At 38.9% G+C, this 18,258-nt stretch carries 17 protein-coding genes and 1 riboswitch; of the genes, 10 read left to right on the forward strand and 7 right to left on the reverse strand.

Features of this window, described 5'->3' with window-relative positions; genetic code table 11:
• The first annotated feature begins 61 nt into the window (after window positions 1-61).
• The 3 genes from infC to rplT all read left to right on the forward strand — a co-directional run bounded on the left by infC (window position 62) and on the right by rplT (window position 1,341).
• The gene (infC, locus tag INP93_RS07365) at window positions 62-526 is read left to right on the forward strand and encodes a translation initiation factor IF-3 (RefSeq protein ID WP_005696157.1); all 465 of its coding nucleotides are present in this window, start codon (window positions 62-64) and stop codon (window positions 524-526) included.
• A 198-nt stretch (window positions 527-724) separates the two neighbouring features.
• Window positions 725-922, forward strand: coding sequence for a 50S ribosomal protein L35 (rpmI, locus tag INP93_RS07370; RefSeq protein WP_005596065.1), 198 nt, complete (start codon window positions 725-727; stop codon window positions 920-922).
• A gap of 65 nt (window positions 923-987) precedes the next feature.
• Entirely contained in the window at window positions 988-1,341 is a 354-nt protein-coding gene (rplT, locus tag INP93_RS07375) for a 50S ribosomal protein L20 (protein WP_005596075.1), read from the forward strand.
• 244 nt (window positions 1,342-1,585) lie between these two features.
• Here the strand turns inward: rplT and dxs are convergent, their stop codons facing one another.
• The 3 genes from dxs to xseB all read right to left on the reverse strand — a co-directional run bounded on the left by dxs (window position 1,586) and on the right by xseB (window position 4,648).
• Window positions 1,586-3,439 carry a 1-deoxy-D-xylulose-5-phosphate synthase gene (gene dxs, locus INP93_RS07380; protein ID WP_197544537.1) on the reverse strand — a complete coding sequence of 618 codons (1,854 nt, stop codon included), beginning with the start codon at window positions 3,437-3,439 and terminating at the stop codon, window positions 1,586-1,588.
• 69 nt (window positions 3,440-3,508) lie between these two features.
• Entirely contained in the window at window positions 3,509-4,402 is an 894-nt protein-coding gene (ispA, locus tag INP93_RS07385; protein ID WP_197544538.1) for a (2E,6E)-farnesyl diphosphate synthase, read from the reverse strand.
• Between the two features lie 3 nt (window positions 4,403-4,405).
• Entirely contained in the window at window positions 4,406-4,648 is a 243-nt protein-coding gene (gene xseB / locus INP93_RS07390; protein WP_197544539.1) for an exodeoxyribonuclease VII small subunit, read from the reverse strand.
• A gap of 167 nt (window positions 4,649-4,815) precedes the next feature.
• Between xseB and thiI the strand changes: the two genes are divergently transcribed.
• A complete protein-coding gene (thiI, locus tag INP93_RS07395) occupies window positions 4,816-6,267 on the forward strand; it encodes a tRNA uracil 4-sulfurtransferase ThiI (protein ID WP_197544540.1) in 1,452 nt (483 codons plus the stop codon).
• Window positions 6,268-6,302: 35 nt separating this feature from the next.
• On the opposite strand, the gene INP93_RS07400 is transcribed toward thiI, so the two are convergent.
• Entirely contained in the window at window positions 6,303-7,247 is a 945-nt protein-coding gene (locus INP93_RS07400) for a gluconeogenesis factor YvcK family protein (RefSeq protein ID WP_197544541.1), read from the reverse strand.
• A 157-nt stretch (window positions 7,248-7,404) separates the two neighbouring features.
• Window positions 7,405-7,545, forward strand: a riboswitch (molybdenum cofactor riboswitch).
• On the opposite strand from INP93_RS07400, the gene moaA reads away from it, so the two are divergent.
• The 5 genes from moaA to INP93_RS07425 all read left to right on the forward strand — a co-directional run bounded on the left by moaA (window position 7,534) and on the right by INP93_RS07425 (window position 12,398).
• Window positions 7,534-8,547 (forward strand): GTP 3',8-cyclase MoaA, encoded by a 1,014-nt coding sequence (moaA, locus tag INP93_RS07405; RefSeq protein WP_005696149.1) that lies wholly within the window; start codon window positions 7,534-7,536, stop codon window positions 8,545-8,547. (Overlaps the previous riboswitch by 12 nt.)
• A gap of 87 nt (window positions 8,548-8,634) precedes the next feature.
• Window positions 8,635-9,117: a cyclic pyranopterin monophosphate synthase MoaC gene (gene moaC, locus INP93_RS07410; RefSeq protein ID WP_009499888.1), complete on the forward strand. Its 483-nt coding sequence runs from the start codon at window positions 8,635-8,637 to the stop codon at window positions 9,115-9,117.
• Window position 9,118: 1 nt separating this feature from the next.
• On the forward strand, window positions 9,119-9,364 hold the full coding sequence (moaD, locus tag INP93_RS07415; RefSeq protein ID WP_005625813.1) for a molybdopterin synthase sulfur carrier subunit: 246 nt from the start codon (window positions 9,119-9,121) through the stop codon (window positions 9,362-9,364).
• On the forward strand, window positions 9,365-9,817 hold the full coding sequence (gene moaE / locus INP93_RS07420; protein WP_005631888.1) for a molybdopterin synthase catalytic subunit MoaE: 453 nt from the start codon (window positions 9,365-9,367) through the stop codon (window positions 9,815-9,817).
• 289 nt (window positions 9,818-10,106) lie between these two features.
• Window positions 10,107-12,398 (forward strand): YadA family autotransporter adhesin, encoded by a 2,292-nt coding sequence (locus INP93_RS07425; protein WP_197544542.1) that lies wholly within the window; start codon window positions 10,107-10,109, stop codon window positions 12,396-12,398.
• 99 nt (window positions 12,399-12,497) lie between these two features.
• Here INP93_RS07425 and INP93_RS07430 read toward each other — a convergent pair whose 3' ends face one another.
• The 3 genes from INP93_RS07430 to purE form a co-directional block, all read right to left on the reverse strand.
• Window positions 12,498-13,688, reverse strand: coding sequence for an amino acid aminotransferase (locus tag INP93_RS07430; protein ID WP_049368743.1), 1,191 nt, complete (start codon window positions 13,686-13,688; stop codon window positions 12,498-12,500).
• A gap of 137 nt (window positions 13,689-13,825) precedes the next feature.
• Window positions 13,826-14,914 carry a 5-(carboxyamino)imidazole ribonucleotide synthase gene (purK, locus tag INP93_RS07435; RefSeq protein WP_197544543.1) on the reverse strand — a complete coding sequence of 363 codons (1,089 nt, stop codon included), beginning with the start codon at window positions 14,912-14,914 and terminating at the stop codon, window positions 13,826-13,828.
• Window positions 14,915-14,984: 70 nt separating this feature from the next.
• A complete protein-coding gene (purE, locus tag INP93_RS07440; RefSeq protein ID WP_197544544.1) occupies window positions 14,985-15,479 on the reverse strand; it encodes a 5-(carboxyamino)imidazole ribonucleotide mutase in 495 nt (164 codons plus the stop codon).
• Between the two features lie 161 nt (window positions 15,480-15,640).
• Between purE and pepN the strand changes: the two genes are divergently transcribed.
• Window positions 15,641-18,250 (forward strand): aminopeptidase N, encoded by a 2,610-nt coding sequence (pepN, locus tag INP93_RS07445; RefSeq protein WP_197544545.1) that lies wholly within the window; start codon window positions 15,641-15,643, stop codon window positions 18,248-18,250.
• Window positions 18,251-18,258: the final 8 nt, after the last annotated feature.

Below are 18,258 nucleotides of genomic sequence, written 5' to 3' on the forward strand. Positions count from 1 at the left end.
AGCTCCGGCAGCTAACCGCCCGAATCGCATTAACGATGAAATTCGAGTAAAAGAAGTTCGTTTGATTGACCAAGATGGTGAACAAGCGGGGATTGTATCAATTCAACAGGCCTTAGATATGGCAGAACAAGCAGCGCTTGATTTGGTTGAGATCAGTCCGAATGCCGAACCACCGGTTTGTCGTATTATGAACTACGGCAAGTTCCTCTATGAGAAGAGCAAAACTGCAAAAGAACAGAAGAAAAAACAAAAAGTCGTACAAGTGAAGGAAATTAAATTCCGCCCAGGTACTGACGAAGGTGACTACCAGGTTAAATTACGTAGCTTAATCCGTTTCTTAGAAGATGGCGATAAAGCCAAAATTACCGTACGTTTCCGTGGTCGTGAAATGGCTCACCAAGATATCGGTTTAGACGTATTAGAACGTGTTAAAAACGATTTGGCTGACATTTCTGTGGTGGAATCTGCACCGGGTAAATTAGAAGGTCGCCAAGCAGTAATGGTGTTAGCACCTAAGAAAAAATAATTTTTTATTTAGATCTAATCTAGATAATCGAATTTTCACTTCGGTGAGAATACAACTGCACATTGGGCAAACTACGCAGCCTAATTGCTTTTGGAGAAGGGCAATTCAATTTGCCATATTGGAATAATTAGTGCCTACAAGTAATCTTCGGATTCGCCTAATTATGTGTTTAACTTAAAATGCGGAGTTATTTTAACAATGCCTAAAATTAAAACAGTACGTGGTGCTGCTAAGCGTTTCAAAAAAACAGCTTCTGGCGGTTTCAAACGTAAACAATCTCACTTACGTCATATTTTGACTAAAAAGACAACTAAACGTAAACGTCATTTACGTCATAAATCAATGGTTGCGAAAGCAGACCAAGTTTTAGTAGTAGCTTGCTTACCATACGCATAAGCCGTTATTTAAGCAAAACGTACGATTAGTTAAATTAGTTAAAATATTACATAGGAGATTAAATAATGGCTCGTGTAAAACGTGGTGTTATTGCAAGAGCACGCCATAAGAAAGTTCTTAAGGCTGCTAAAGGTTATTATGGTGCACGTTCACGCGTGTATCGCGTTGCTTTCCAAGCGGTGATCAAAGCTGGTCAATACGCATATCGTGACCGTCGTCAACGTAAACGTCAATTCCGTCAATTATGGATTGCACGTATCAACGCTGCGGCTCGTCAAAATGGTTTATCTTACAGCAAATTCATCAACGGTTTGAAAAAAGCGTCTGTTGAAATCGACCGTAAGATCCTTGCTGATATCGCTGTATTCGACAAAGTAGCGTTCGCTGCATTAGTTGAAAAAGCAAAATCTGCACTTTAATTTTTTAAAGTTTAGATTCAAAAAATTAGGACGCTGAAAAGCGTCCTTTTTTATTACCTCCAAAAAAGAAAAAACCGCTACTCAAAACTTGAATAGCGGGGAGGTCTTAATTTATAAGAAACTTCAAAAAGATAACTGCAATATGCAGTGCACTAGCAATGTATCAGACTGTGTGTTTTTGAAATAGTTCGATATTTTTGAAAAAATTTTTAAAAATATCAAAATTAAACCAAAATGAACGAATTTAGCCCTTTATAAAGGCAATAATTTGCTCTTCAATCCCTTTTTCATCTAATTTAATTTCAGCAAGTGCTTCTTGTTGTGTGCCTTGCGGAATAAAGATATCAGGTAAACCAAGCTGTAAAAGTGCGGTTGTTTTTCCATGAGAATTTAGCACTTCTGAAACAGCAGAGCCAGCACCACCTTGAATCGCATTTTCTTCCAATGTCACAATGAAGTCGTGGGTATTCGCTACTTCTAGAATACGAGCTTCATCAATTGGTTTCACAAAGCGCATATCGACAACAGTCGCATTGAGTTTTTCTGCCACAGATAAAGCGGCAGGTAAGAGTGTGCCAAAATTCAGAATCGCGATTTTTTCACCATGACGAACCATTTTTGAACGACCAATTTCTAATTCAGCAAGTGGGGTTAATTCTACGCCGATTGCATTTCCACGCGGATAACGTACCGCAGCCGGTTTACCACATTTATAACCGGTATAAAGCATTTGGCGACATTCATTTTCATCACTTGGTGTCATAATGATCATATTTGGAATGCAGCGCATAAAACTTAAATCAAACGCACCTTGGTGAGTTTGACCATCAGCACCTACAATACCAGCTCGGTCAATGGCAAAAAGAACTGGTAAGTTTTGAATGGCGACATCGTGAATAAGCTGATCATAAGCACGTTGTAAGAAGGTAGAATAAATTGCCACAACCGGTTTATAACCGCCAATTGCAAGACCAGCAGCAAAAGTGACAGCATGTTGTTCGGCGATGGCCACATCAAAATATTGTTGCGGGAATCGCTCTGAAAATTCAACCATACCAGAACCTTCACGCATTGCAGGAGTGATGCCCACTAATTTATCGTCTTGTTCTGCCATTTCACATAACCAATCGCCAAAGATTTTTGAATAGGTTGGTTTGGCGTTTGATTTAGGCAGTTGTCCACTGATTGGGTCAAATTTAGGTACACCATGGAAGCCAATTGGATCTTTTTCTGCAGGCTCGTAACCTTTCCCTTTTTTGGTTTTAATGTGTAAGAATTGGGGCCCTTTGAGATCGCGCATATTGCTTAAAGTAGCAATTAACTCATCAATGTTATGTCCATCAATTGGTCCAATATAGTTAAAACCGAGCTCTTCAAAAAGCGTACTTTCTGGAGAGAACATTACACCTTTCATGTGTTCTTCGGTTTTCTTCATAAAGTTTTTAACGGTCGGTACTTTATCTAAGATTTTTTTACTGCCGTCACGAACGGTTGAATATAATGAGCCAGAGAAAATACGTGCAAGGTGATTATTTAATGCACCGACATTTTCAGAAATCGACATTTCATTATCATTTAAAATGACCAACATATCAGTATGCAAAGAACCCGCATGATTTAAGGCTTCAAATGCCATACCCGCAGTGATTGCACCATCACCAATTACACAAACGGTTTTGCGACCTGCATTTTCACGTTCTGCCGCAACAGCAATCCCTAGTCCTGCACTGATAGAAGTAGAAGAGTGACCAACACTTAATACATCAAATTCACTTTCTTCACGCCAAGGGAAAGGATGAATGCCGCCTTTTTGGCGAATGGTGGACATTTGATCACGACGCCCTGTCAAAATTTTGTGTGGATAAGCTTGATGGCCCACATCCCAAATTAATTGATCAAAAGGGGTTTTAAAAATATAGTGTAGTGCAACTGTCAATTCAACGGTACCAAGACCAGATGCTAAATGACCACTGGTTTGACTAACGGATTCCAACAGATAACTCCGTAACTCCTGACAAAGTTGCGGAAGCTGATCTTTATTTAAAAGACGCAAATCTTCCGGCGAATTAATTAAGGATAAAAGAGGATAGTTGTTCATATATTCGTTAGTCCTAAAATGTGAAAAAAGTGACCGCACTTTGAGAAATTAGAGTCTGTGCTGTCACCATTAACTTTTACGATTGACAATAAATTCAGCTAATGCACGCAATGCAGTGGTATCAAAAGGTAAATTGTCTAATTCATGTAAGGCGGTTTGATAGAGTTCTTGTGCTTTTTGTTTCGCGCCCTCTAATCCTAACAATTTTGGATAAGTGCTTTTATCTAAGCCTAAATCAGATCCCACCGGTTTACCGATTTCCGCACTGTCACCTTCAATATCTAAAATGTCATCTTGTACTTGGAAAGCTAAACCAATAGCTTGTGAATAACGTTCTAGTTGTTGCTCTAATTCTTTGTTTTCAAAGTGAGGCGAACATATAAAACCCAGTTTTAATGCAGCTGTTAGCAATGCACCCGTTTTATTGCGATGAATAAGCTCTAATTCGGCTAAATTAACTTGTTTGTGCTCTGAAATTAAATCTAAACTTTGCCCTAGACACATGCCTTGTACGCCAGATGCTTGAGCCAATACTTTCACTAATTGCAATTTTTGTTCAGCAGAAAGAGAAGGGGCTTCAGTAAGAATTTCAAAGGCAAAAGTTTGTAACGCATCGCCAGCTAAAATGGCCGTGGCTTCATCAAAAGCGATATGACAAGTTGGTTGACCTCGACGAAGTTCATCGTTGTCCATGGCAGGCAAATCATCATGGATTAAAGAATAGGCGTGAATAGCTTCAATGGCTGCGGCCGCGTAATCTAAAGCAGTTGTTTCTGCACCCAGCATTTTTCCCGTTGCATAGACAAGGAAAGGGCGAACGCGTTTGCCGCCTAGTAATAAGCCATATTTCATGGCATCACGCAAAGGGGCATTATAAGAGTCAATTTCTTCAAATTGATTGGCTAAAAACTGATTAATGCGATCTTGAACTTGTTTGAGTTTAGTGCCGAATTGATAACTCATGGATTACTCGTCCCCTTGATAATCACTTAATGGGGCGGTTTCGCTTTTTTGTAACAAAATTTGAATACGTTGTTCTGCTTGTTGCAAGCGTTCTTGACCAAGTTGAGCCAATCTAATGCCGTTCTCAAATTCTTTCAGCGCATCTTCCAATGGTAATTCACCGCTTTCAAGTTTTGTCACAATGGTTTCTAATTGTGCAAGTGTTGTTTCAAAATCTGGTTCAGCATTTGCTGGTTTACGCGCCATTAAATTATCCTTTTCAGATGAATAAATTGCTCCGTATTGTACTTGATTTTTATAGGGATGTTAAAAACTTATTTCAAAGTGCGGTCAGTTTTTCGTGAGAATTTGAACTTTGTGGGATCTGGAATTTAGCGTACAATACGGCCATTTTTTATTATTCACAGATTATTATGAAATTTATCGTTAAACTTTTTCCTGAAATTATGATTAAAAGCGAAACCGTGCGTAAGCGTTTCGCGAAAATTTTGACCTCTAATATCCGCAATATTTTACAAAAATACGATGAAGAAACAGCGGTTGTTCGTCATTGGGATTACATCGAAGTGCGGTCAAAAAATGAAGCCAATCGTGAAGAGTTGATTGCACTTTTACAACGTATTCCAGGTATTCATCATTTTTTAGAAGTAGAAGAAAAACCGTTTACCGATTTACATCATATCTTTGAGTTGACCTTAGTGGATGTTGCAGCTCAACTTGAAAACAAAACCTTTTGCGTACGTGTAAAACGGAAAGGTAAACATGATTTCAGTTCCATTGAAGCAGAACGTTATATCGGTGGTGGCTTAAATCAGCATATTGAAAGTGCAAAAGTACGCTTAAAAAATCCTGATGTGACGGTGCGTATTGATATTGAAGATGACAAAATGATGCTGGTGAAAGCCCGTCATGTAGGTCTTGGTGGTTATCCAATTGGGACACAAGAAGACGTACTTTCATTGATTTCAGGTGGCTTTGACTCAGGCGTATCCAGTTATATGCTTATTCGCCGTGGTTCACGTGTGCATTATTGTTTCTTCAATTTGGGTGGAGCAGCCCATGAAATTGGCGTGAAACAAATGACTTACCATATTTGGAATCGCTATAGCTCATCCCATAAAGTCCGCTTTATTGCCATTCCTTTTGAAGGCGTAGTGGGCGAGATTTTAGAGAAAGTAGATAACGGTCAAATGGGCGTCGTGTTAAAACGAATGATGGTGCGTGCTGCAAGTAAAGTCGCACAACGTTTTGATATTCAAGCTATCGTTACCGGTGAGGCACTCGGACAAGTTTCGAGCCAAACTTTAACCAATTTACGTTTAATTGATGAAGCCTCCGATGCATTAGTCTTACGTCCACTTATTACCCATGATAAAGAACAGATCATCGCGATGGCGAAAGAGATCGGTACGGATGATATTGCTAAATCCATGCCTGAATTCTGTGGGGTGATTTCTAAAAATCCAACGATTAAAGCGGTACGTGAAAAAATTCTTGAAGAAGAAAATCACTTTGATTTTGGTGTGTTAGAAAGTGCGGTTGAAAATGCACAATATTTAGATATTCGTCAGATTGCAGAAGAAACTGAGAAAGAAGTGGTGGAAGTGGATACCATTTCGGTGCTTGGGGAAAACGATATTATTTTAGATATTCGTAGCCCAGAAGAGACAGATGAAAATCCATTTGAATCAGATGAACATCAAGTGATGCAATTGCCATTTTACAAATTATCTTCACAATTTGGTTCATTAGATCAAAGTAAAAACTATGTGCTTTATTGTGAGCGAGGCGTGATGAGTAAACTGCAAGCGCTTTATTTAAAAGAAAATGGTTTCACGAATGTGAGAGTTTTCGGGAAAAAATAAGCCAAAAAATGACCGCACTTTAACGTGCGGTTTTTTTATTCATAATCTAATTCACCCACTAATTCATCGATAGCTTTAGCAAGTAACGTTCTATCATGACGATAGCTAATATCATCTGCATTCAAGCGTTTAGCTAAGATTTTAACGGAAGAAATGGTGGACAAATCGACCGCACTTTTTTCGCGATAAGGTGTAATGACACCATCAATAATGGGTTCGCCAACAATTTCATGAATTTTCTGAATTCGATCAGCCAGTGAAAGCTGAGAGGCAGCGCCAATTTCTACCCCTAAGTTATCAATAAAAATCACTTTCGCTTTGCTATCACGCAGGGCAGTAGCTAATTCAGGTAGCAATAGCGGAGGCATAATGCTCGTCATAAAACTTCCTGGACCAAGTAAAATGACTTCCGCTTGTTCCAATGCTTGGATAGCTTCTTGTGCGGCTTTAACCATAGGCACTAAGAAAAGTGATTGGGGTAATTCTGTTAAATTATCAATGCTCACTTCACCGACAATACTGGAGCCTGAACCTAAACTCGCCGCAAGGTGAACAGGTTCTTCTGACATCGGAATAATGTGAGATTTAACTTTGAGTAATTCACGAATCAAGTTGATGGCTTCAATAGGGCGAATATGCATATCTTCTAAGGCTTTGAGCATTAAATTGCCTAAATTATGCCCAGAAAGTTCACCTTCGCCAGTAAAGCGGTATTCAAATAATGCGGAGGCTGTACTTGGCTCAATGATGATTTGGTTTAAGCAATTACGTAGATCGCCCCACGCAATACCACCTTGTTCTTGACGAATGCGACCTGTTGAACCGCCGTTATCTGTGGTGGTGACAATACCGGTTAAACGCTCTTTCATAAAACTAAGCGCCGATAATACACGCCCTAATCCATGCCCACCACCAATGGCAACAATATGTTTGATTTCGTCTAAATGTTCATGACGGCTGTGACGAGATAAATCAGACATTTTTCTTCCTTTTTTACCTATAAATTATTATAAAAAATAATGTTATATATTTTCTTATATAAGTTAATTCTGTTATTTTTATCAATATAGTCGGGTTATTCTACCAAATTATTGCTATTAACCGCTTGCTTTTATTACAATACCAACACAATTTATTTTTAACGCATAACTCCGAGCTTGTTTAGCCTAAGTTTCAAAGAAATACGGCGGCAAGCCAATAACGCGGTACGTTATTCAGGGATACGCTGGAAACGGTTTATCCTCTCCATATTTAGAAAGGTGTAAAATGCAATCCATTCCTATCAAGAACGTAGGAGAGTCTCGCTTAGTCGATCCTTTCCAACGCCAATATTACTATCTACGACTGTCGATTACCGATCAGTGTAATTTTCGTTGTACCTATTGTTTACCTGATGGTTATCAACCCGAAGCTAACAAGCCAAGTTTCTTAACCTTAAAAGAAATTACCCATCTTGCTCAAGCGTTTGCTGAAATGGGCACAGAGAAAATCCGTTTAACGGGTGGTGAACCGACTTTACGCAAAGATTTTATTTCTATTGCTGAAAGCATTGCTAATATTGATGGTATTCGTCAATTAGCTGTCACGACAAACGGCTATCGCATGGCAAAAGATGTGGCTGATTGGAAGAAAGCAGGGATTACGTCCATTAACGTCAGTGTTGATAGCTTAGATCCAAAAATGTTCCACCAAATTACGGGTATCAATAAATTTGATGACGTGATGCGTGGTATCGATCGTGCATTTGAAGTGGGCTACAACAAAGTTAAAGTCAATTCAGTTTTGATGAAAAATTTGAATGACAAAGAGTTTGAACAATTCCTTGTTTGGGTGAAAGATCGCCCAATTCAAATGCGTTTTATCGAACTCATGCAAACAGGCGAAATGGATAGTTTCTTTGATAAATTCCATCTTTCAGGACAAGTATTAGCGGATAAATTGCTGCAAAACGGTTGGCAATTACAACACAAATCTCATACTGATGGTCCTGCTAAAGTATTTACGCACCCTGATTATGCTGGCGAAATTGGTTTAATTATGCCTTATGAGAAGAATTTCTGCGCAAGCTGCAATCGTCTCAGAGTGTCAGCGAAAGGCAAACTTCATCTTTGTTTATTTGGTGAAGAAGGCATTGAATTACGTGATTTATTGCAATCACATGAGCAGCAAGATATTTTGCAAGCCCGTATTTTTGCCGCACTTCAAGGCAAACGTGAACATCATTATTTGCATATTGGTGATAGTGGCGTAAGAAATCATTTAGCTTCTATCGGTGGCTAAAAGTAAATAAGTGAATAAACGATTCACTTATTTTGCTTTTGTCACATATGTAAAACATTCAATATTTTAACCGCACTTTATTTTATTATGACTACATTTACGCATATTAATTCTCAAGGTGAAGCCAATATGGTGGATGTTTCTGCAAAAGCAGAGACTGTTCGTGAAGCTCGTGCTGAAGCCATTGTGACCATGTCAAAAGAAACTCTTTCCATGATTGTGGAAGGCAAACATCACAAAGGTGATGTATTTGCTACAGCACGTATTGCAGGTATTCAAGCGGCAAAACGTACTTGGGAACTTATCCCGCTTTGCCATCCCTTATTACTTTCTAAAGTAGAAGTGAATTTAGAACCGTTACTTGAAACCAATCAAGTTCGCATTCAATCTCTTTGCAAATTAACCGGAAAAACCGGCGTAGAAATGGAAGCATTAACGGCAGCAAGCGTAGCAGCCTTAACCATTTACGATATGTGTAAAGCCGTACAAAAAGACATGGTAATTGAGCACGTTCGCCTGTTAGAAAAGAGCGGTGGAAAATCCGGTCATTTTATTGCGGAGGAAAAATAAGATGTTAAATGTTTTATTTTTTGCTCAAACTCGAGAGTTAATTGGGGAAGATTCTATTCAGCTTGAAGGCGATTTTGCGACAGCAGAAGCGGTGCGTGAACATCTCGCTCAAAAAGGTGATAGATGGGCGTTAGCGTTAGAAAAAGGGAAGCTCTTAGTCGCCATTAATCAAACCTTGATGCCATTAGAAAGTGCGGTCAAAAATGGCGATGAAATTGCATTTTTCCCACCGGTAACGGGGGGCTAAATGACGGATATTCAAATTTCAGTACAAGAACAACCGTTTGATCAAAATGCCGTTTACCAATGGCTTTCTGAGCAACATTCAGTTGGCGCAACGGTTATTTTCGTAGGTAAAGTTCGCGATCTTAATTTAGGTGATGAAGTGTCCAGCTTATACTTAGAACATTATCCCGCCATGACAGAAAAAGCCTTACGTGAAATTGTAGAACAGGCTAAAGCCCGTTGGGATATCCAGCGAGTGTCTGTGATACATCGAGTAGGACTTTTGCATACCGGCGATGAAATTGTTTTAGTCGGCATCAGTTCTGCTCACCGAGGTGATGCTTACCACGCTAATGAATTTATTATGGACTTTTTAAAATCCAAAGCGCCGTTCTGGAAAAAAGAACAAACTAATCAAGGCGAACGTTGGATTGAAGCAAGAGAAAGCGATAAAGAAGCGTTAGAGAAGTGGTAATTCAATATAAAAAAATGGTCATTTTTATGGCCTTTTTTACTTTTATCAGCAGAATAAGTATATAATTATACATATGTTTTAAGTTATTAATTTATCTTTAATTTATCTTTAATTTATCTTTAATTTATCTTTACATTACATTTAACTTCTCCATAAAAAACTATTCTTTGTAAGCTTTTGTAAAATCTTGTAAATTATCTGTTAATTGCTGAGTTTCCTATTATACTTATTCGGAATCAAGATTTTGTTTGTCTTGATTAGTTATTTTTAGATTATAGGAAACTTTAATATGAATCATGTTTTTAAAATTATTTGGAATACAGTAAACCAATGCTGGATTGCTGTTTCAGAACTAAGCAAATCTGTGGGTAAATCATCTCAAACCGATAAACGTAAAGCATTAAATGTAATCATTGGCGCTGCAGTTTTAGCAGGTGCAACTACAAGCGCGATGGCTGAAACTAATGTAGTATTAAATAATGATGGAAATATTGTTGGTGGAACTAATGTGAGTGCTGTAGCCGGAGTTGGTACAACAGGAGATTCTGTCGTTTTAGGCAAAAAAGCAAAATCAGAAGCAACAGAGAGCATTGTAATTGGTAATAACGTGACAAATAAAGCACGTTGGTCAATAACATTAGGAAATAATGCAACAAGTCAATCAGGATATGGTGTCACTCTTGGGGATCGCGCATCAAGTGGCACTGGTTCAAACTCGGTTGCTATCGGTTTAATGGCAAAAACCTCTAATGAGAAAGCTGGGGGGAATAGTCAAACCGCAGTTGGTGTAGCATCTTATGCTGATGGTGAAGCAGCTTCAGCCTTTGGTGCAAATGCAAATGCAACCGGTTCAACCGCGACTGCTATTGGTCGAGCAGCGAAAGCTCTCGCAAAAAGTGCATCGGCTTTTGGGGATAGTGCATCCGCTTCTGCATGGGGGGCGACTGCATTAGGCCTTAGTGCATCTGCTAGAGCAGATAATTCTATTGCAGTGGGCTCAGCTGCAGTAACCGAGGGGCGAGGATCAACAGCATTAGGAGGTCGTTCTTATGCAGGTGCTCAAAGTGCGACGGCTTTAGGTACCTTAGCTAATGCAAGTGCAATCGTTTCGACCGCTGTTGGTAACGATGCGAAAGCGAGTGCTGTTGAAGCTTCTGCCTTAGGTAATGGTGCAAATGCAAGTGGAGGTGCTGCATTAGCTCTAGGAGCTAAATCCAATGCTTCAGCAACTAATGCACTTGCTATCGGACAAACAAGTAAAGCTTCTAAGATGAATGCTGTTGCTATTGGTCAAGCGAGTAATGCCTCTGCAGTTAATGCTATTGCTCTTGGTCAAGCGAGTAATGCCTCTGCAGTTAGTGCTGTTGTGATTGGTACTCAAGCTAAAGGTACGCATGAAAACTCTGTGACATTAGGTTCTTATTCAAGCAGCGCGGCTAATGATTTTGATCCGACAGCAAAAGCTTTATCTTCTTTTGATGATAAGGCGAAAGGTACAACAGTTAATTACAATGGTACTTTTTCAACTCAAAAAGGTGCAGTATCTGTCGGTGATGGAAAACTTGTTCGCCAAATCCAAAACGTAGGTGCAGGTCGAATTACGGCTACTTCAAACGATGCCGTAAATGGTAGCCAGTTATATCAAGCCTATTACAATGCGGGCTTTAACATTCAAAACAATGATAAAGAAACATCACGTATTAATACCCATGGCAAAGTGAATTTTGTAAATGGTGAAAATACCGAAGTCGTTGTAAAAGATGGTGAGAATGCAGCAGAAATTAAAGTGAATGCAAAAGACACTTCAGCATCAGTTGAAGCAGGTTCTGATGCAATTACTGTAACGGTGGGCGAACCAACCAAAGTTACTGGAAAAGACGGTATGACTGTAACCACAGTAACCAATTATAAAGTGGATCTCTCACAAAAAACCAAAGATGAAATCAAAAATGCAGGTGGTCGTGGATTTAACGTGACTGCAAGTGCATCTGAAGGTACTGTTGTAAATGAAGTGGCAGAAGAAACGGTTCAATCTACTGCAACAAAAATGGATAAATTGACACTTGATGCGGGTAAAAATATTAAATTAACCCACAAAAAAGGAAAAGTGTTAAGCGTTGCTGTGTCTGATACACCAACATTCAAAAATGTAACTACAACAGGTGACGTTAACGTTGGTGGTACAATCCATGCACATGGTGGATTAGATATGCACAATAATCGTATTGTAAATGTGGCTGATCCTAAAGACCCAACTGATGCAGTAAATAAACGCTATGTTGATAATGCAGTGAAAAACATTAATAACAACATCAATCGTTTAGACAACAAAATTGATCACGTTGATCGTCGTTTACGTGCAGGTATCGCAGGTGCGACAGCGATTTCTTTCTTACAACGTCCAAATGAAGCAGGTAAAAGCTTAGTTTCTGTTGGTGTAGGTGGTTATCGTAATGAAAATGCCATCGCAGTTGGTTATGGTCGAAATTCTGATAACAACAAAATTTCGATTAAAGTTGGTGCAAGTATCAATACCCGCAGTGATGTAAACTGGGGTGGTAGCATCGGTTATCAATGGTAATTGTTTGATAAAAAGGCAGAGTAAAATCTGCCTTTTCTTTTGTTATCTTGAGATGAAAAAAGTGCGGTCAAATTCGACTGCACTTTTTGTTTTTATTGATTAAAGCACTTTGACAATACTTTCACATAAATAACGAATATTGTCTTCAGTGATACCAGCCACATTAATACGACCAGAACGAACCGCGTAAATCGCAAATTCTTCTTTTAAGCGATCAACTTGTTCAGGTGATAAGCCACTGAAAGAGAACATACCGTTTTGTTCCATGATAAAGCTGAAATCTTGTTCTGCACCATATTCTTTTAATAACTGAACGAATAAATGACGCATTTTTTTGATGCGTTCACGCATTTCAGTCAATTCATTTTCCCATTCTTGACGAAGTTGTGGATCATTTAACACCGTTGCTACAGTTGCACCACCGTGAGATGCTGGGTTAGAGTAGAGGGTACGAATAATTGATTTTACTTGTGTTAATGCAGTTGAAGCAATTTCTGCATTTTCAGCGACAAGCGTAAAGGCACCTACACGCTCATTGTATAAACCAAAGTTTTTAGAGAATGAGCTCGCCACTAATAATTCTTTATGGTTTGCCGCAAAAGCACGTAAACCGTAAGCATCTTGATCTAAGCCATTGGCTAAACCTTGATAAGCAAAGTCAAAGAGTGGTAACCAGCCGTTTTTCGCTGAAAGCGCGGCTAATTCTTGCCATTGCTCAGGAGTTGGGTCAATACCGGTTGGGTTGTGGCAGCAACCGTGTAAAAGCACCACATCACCTTCGCTTGCTTGGCTTAAATCTTCAAGTAAATGTTCCCAGTCAAGGGCTTTGCGTTCAGCATCATAATAACGATATTCACGAATCGTCATGCCCACCGCATTGAAAATGGCATTGTGGTTTGGCCATGTTGGTGTACTAATCCACACATTTTGTGCTTTGGTTTGGCGTTTAATGAATTCCGCAGCAATGCGTAATGCACCTGTGCCCCCTAAGCTTTGCGCAGTTCTTGCACGGTTTGCTTTAATGACTTCTGAATCTTTACCAAAAAGGAGTTCTTTTGTGCGTTCGTTATAATCTGCAATACCATCGATAGTCAGATAGTTTTTCGTTTTTTCGTTATCAAATAAGCGTTTTTCGGCTTCTTTTACCGCACGCATAATCGGCGTTGTACCTTGTGCATCTTTATAAACGCCAATACCTAAATTGATTTTATTTTCACGTGTTTCAGATTTGAATGCTTCGCCTAAGCCTAAGATAGGATCGGCCGGAGCCGCTTTGATATGTTCAAACATAGCTTTTCCTTATGTATGTGTTGTGAGATAAATAACTTATACTTCAGTCAATGGATTTTATCAAGAAGAACCTAATAAAAATCAACCGCACTTTGATGTTTTTAGATATTCATCAAAAAGTGCGGTTGTTTTTTCGATTATTTTAATTTCTCAATCGCCCAATTTAAACCGGATTGATAGTCTTCAGGGAGTTCGTGGCGAAGTTTTTCGAGCTGTTGAATAATGACCGTTTTATCAGGATGCGTAATATTGATATGACCTAATTTCCGACCTGGACGAACTTCCTTACCATACCAATGTAACTGAGAGAAAGGCGTATTCAACCATTGCGGATTATGTTCTGTACCAATTAAATTAACCATGACACTTGGTGCAATGGGTTGTAATGACGGAGTGGGTAAATCTAATAAGGCTCGCAGATGCAATTCAAATTGACTAATAGCGCAACCTAATTGTGTCCAATGGCCACTGTTATGCACACGAGGGGCAAGCTCATTAATTAATAATTTATTCCCCACAACAAAGCATTCCATTGCCATTACACCCACATATTCAAGTTTATCCATGATTTTTCCGAGCATAGACTCAGCCTGAATTTGTTGGTTTTGTTGTTGAGGGAATGAAATGTCTGTCACACTGTAACGTAAAATACCATTTTGCTGTAGGTTATGAGTTACTGGATAGAAACGTTTTTCACCATTTTTAAATCTTGCGCCTACGATAGACACTTCATAATCAAAAGGAATGAATTTTTCTGCGATAACTTCACCGAATAAATCGTCCGTAATATCATGTTGATTATTTTCAGTGATAATCCATTGGCCGCGACCGTCATAACCACCGGTACGACGTTTTACCACGACTTTTTCGCCTACGTTTTTAAATACTTCAGGCCATTGCGTTTTATCTTTTAATAAACACCATGGCGAGGTAGAGAGATTGAGTTCATCCAGTAAAGACTTTTGGGTAAAACGATCAGCCAATAAGCCAAAAACATTCTGATTAACGAAATTTTTATGATGACCTAATAATTCGGTCAAAGGTGTTTTTTCCCAACGTTCAATTTCTGCAGTAATAATGGCATCTTTAGGTAAATCAAATACAGGTGCATTAAACTCAAGCGGTTGAACATGAATGTCTAATGGTGCACCGGCGTAACGTAACATTCTGCCAAGTTGACCATTACCGAGTACATAAACAGTAGGATATAGGGTAGAGTTTTGCATAAAATTTCTCATCAAATCTAGCTAAAAAAACAACCGCACTTTGAAAAGTGCGGTCAAATTTTAAGGTATTTTATATACGTGGATCAGGATTATCCAATACCATATTGGTTTGATTTTCGCGGAATACATGTAGGCGAGCGAATAACGCATTATCCCAACCTGCAAGAATTTGTGCGGCGAGTAATCCTGCATTAGCAGCACCAGCAGGGCCAATCGCTAAGGTACCGACAGGAATGCCCTTAGGCATTTGCACGATAGAATAGAGACTATCAACACCACTTAACATCGAGCTTTTAACAGGTACCCCAAGAACTGGCACAAGTGTTTTGGCTGCAATCATACCCGGTAAATGCGCTGCACCACCTGCACCCGCAATAATCACTTTGTAACCATTCTTTTGTGCATTTTCGGCAAATTCAAACAGCTTGTCAGGGGTACGATGTGCGGAAACCACTTCAACGTGATATGCCACATTGAGTTCATCTAAAATTTGAGTTGCTTCTTGCATGGTCGCCCAATCGCTTTTTGAGCCCATAACAATGGCAATTTGTGCGGTATTTGACATATTTTCAAAAATTTATCTGATAAAAAACGATGCGTAGAATAGCATATTTGTCTACTTTTAAGCAATCGTTTGCTATGCGGTAAAGGCTGAAAATTCCATTGCAAGTTTTGTCATAAAATCTTATCCTAATATGAGTTTTTTTCTTAGAAATAGAGCAGATTATGTTAGCTAAAGCGAAATATAGAAAAGATTACAAACAACCTGATTTTACGGTTACGGATATTTTCCTTGATTTTCAATTAGATCCTAACCATACCGTTGTTACAGCAAAGACAACCTTCCAACGTTTAAATGATGAAGCCACACATCTACGATTAGATGGTCATGGTTTCCAATTTGCCTCCATTAAATTCAATGGCGAAGATTTCAAACATTATCATCAAGACAATGAAAGCTTAACATTAGATTTAACCAATCAAACTGCAGGCAATTTTGAACTTGAAATTGTGACAAATCTTGAGCCAGCACAAAACACTTCTTTACAAGGGCTTTATCAATCTGGCGAGGGCATTTGTACACAATGTGAAGCAGAAGGTTTCCGTCAAATCACCTATATGCTTGACCGTCCAGATGTATTGGCGCGCTATACAACCAAAATTACTGCAGATAAGACTAAATATCCTTACTTGCTTTCTAATGGTAACCGCATTGCAAGTGGTGAGTTAGAGGATGGTCGTCATTGGGTTGAATGGAATGACCCATTTCCGAAACCAAGCTATTTATTCGCTTTAGTGGCTGGTGATTTTGATTTATTACAAGATACCTTTACGACAAAAAGTGGTCGTGAAGTAGCTTTAGAGCTTTATGTTGACCGTGGCAATCTTGATCGTGCTTCTTGGGCTATGGAAAGTCTGAAAAAAGCGATGAAATGGGATGAAGACCGTTTCAATTTAGAATACGACTTAGATATTTACATGATTGTTGCCGTGGATTTCTTCAATATGGGTGCCATGGAAAATAAAGGGTTGAATATTTTTAACTCCAAATTTGTGTTGGCAAATCCACAAACCGCAACCGATGATGATTATCTCGCCATTGAAAGCGTGATTGCACACGAATATTTCCATAACTGGACAGGAAACCGTGTAACTTGCCGTGATTGGTTCCAATTAAGTTTGAAAGAAGGTTTAACAGTTTTCCGTGATCAAGAATTTTCATCTGATACGGGCTCTCGTGCCGTTAATCGCATTAATAACGTGAAATTCTTACGTACGGTACAATTTGCCGAAGATGCAAGCCCAATGTCACACCCAATTCGCCCTGAAAAAGTCATTGAAATGAATAACTTCTATACCGTGACCGTATATGAAAAAGGGGCAGAAGTGATTCGTATGTTGCACACCTTATTAGGTGAACAAGGTTTCCAAAAAGGGATGCAACTTTATATTGCAGAAAATGACGGTAAAGCGGCAACCTGTGAAGATTTTGTTTCCGCAATGGAACGTGCGAATGATGTTGATTTAGCACAATTCCGCCGTTGGTATAGCCAATCAGGTACGCCAGAACTATTGATTAGCGATGCTTATGATGAACAAACTCATACTTATCGTTTAACCGTTTCGCAATCTACGCCGCCAACTGCGGACCAAATGGAAAAAGTAAACTTACATATTCCATTGAAGATTGCACTTTATGATGCCAAAGGCACCAAACAAATGTTACAGCATAACGGTGAGTTGCTAAGCGATGTGCTAAATGTGACAGAAAAAGACCAAGTGTTTGAGTTCCATGGTATTTATGGTCGCCCAATTCCTGCGTTATTATGTGATTTCTCTGCACCGGTGAAACTCGATTATGATTACACCACAGAGCAGTTATTAGGTTTACTTAAATTTGCGGATAACCAATTTGCTCGTTGGGATGCGGCACAAATGCTGTTTACTCAAGAATTGCGTCGTAACGTGGCTCATTTCCAACAAGGTGAAGCCTTTGACATTTCACCTGATGTTTTAACCGCACTTGCACATGTATTGGAAAATTACGAACAGGATATCGAATTAGCTACATTAATTCTAACCTTGCCAAAAGACATTGAGTTTGCAGAAAGCTTTAAAACGATTGATCCAGATGGCATTGCAGCCGCAAGAGAATTTATGTTGGTGCAAATTGCAGAATACTTGAAAGAAGATTTATTGCGTATTTACACCCATATTCGTCTTGAAGATTATCGAGTAACACAAGAAGATATTGCCTTACGAGCAATGCGTAATCTGTGTTTAAGTTATTTGGCTTACACTAATCTTGGCAACAATATCGTTCAAAAACATTACAATAATGCCAATAATATGACTGATACGTTGGCTGCATTAAATATGGCTACTAAAGCGGCATTACCTTGTCGTGATGCCTTGTTAGCAGATTTTGAACAAAAATGGCAATATGACGGCTTAGTCATGGATAAATGGTTTGCTTTACAAGCAACTCGCCCTGATGAAAATGTATTGGAAATTGTACAAGTACTAATGGATCATCCAAGTTTTAACTTCAACAATCCAAACCGTTTACGTTCATTAGTGGGTAGCTTTGCAAATCACAACTTAAAAGCATTCCATCATATTAGTGGTTCTGGCTATCGTTTCTTAACAGATGTTTTAATTCGTTTAAATGAAACAAATCCACAAGTGGCTGCGCGTTTAATTGAGCCATTAATTCGTTTCTCTCGTTTTGATGCTCAACGCCAAACCTTAATGAAACGCGCTTTAGAACGATTAAGTGCTGTTGAAGATCTTTCAAAAGATTTATTTGAGAAGATTGAAAAAGCCTTGCAATAAAACAAAAA

Source organism: Haemophilus parainfluenzae (assembly GCF_014931415.1).
GTDB lineage: Bacteria > Pseudomonadota > Gammaproteobacteria > Enterobacterales > Pasteurellaceae > Haemophilus_D > Haemophilus_D parainfluenzae_AF.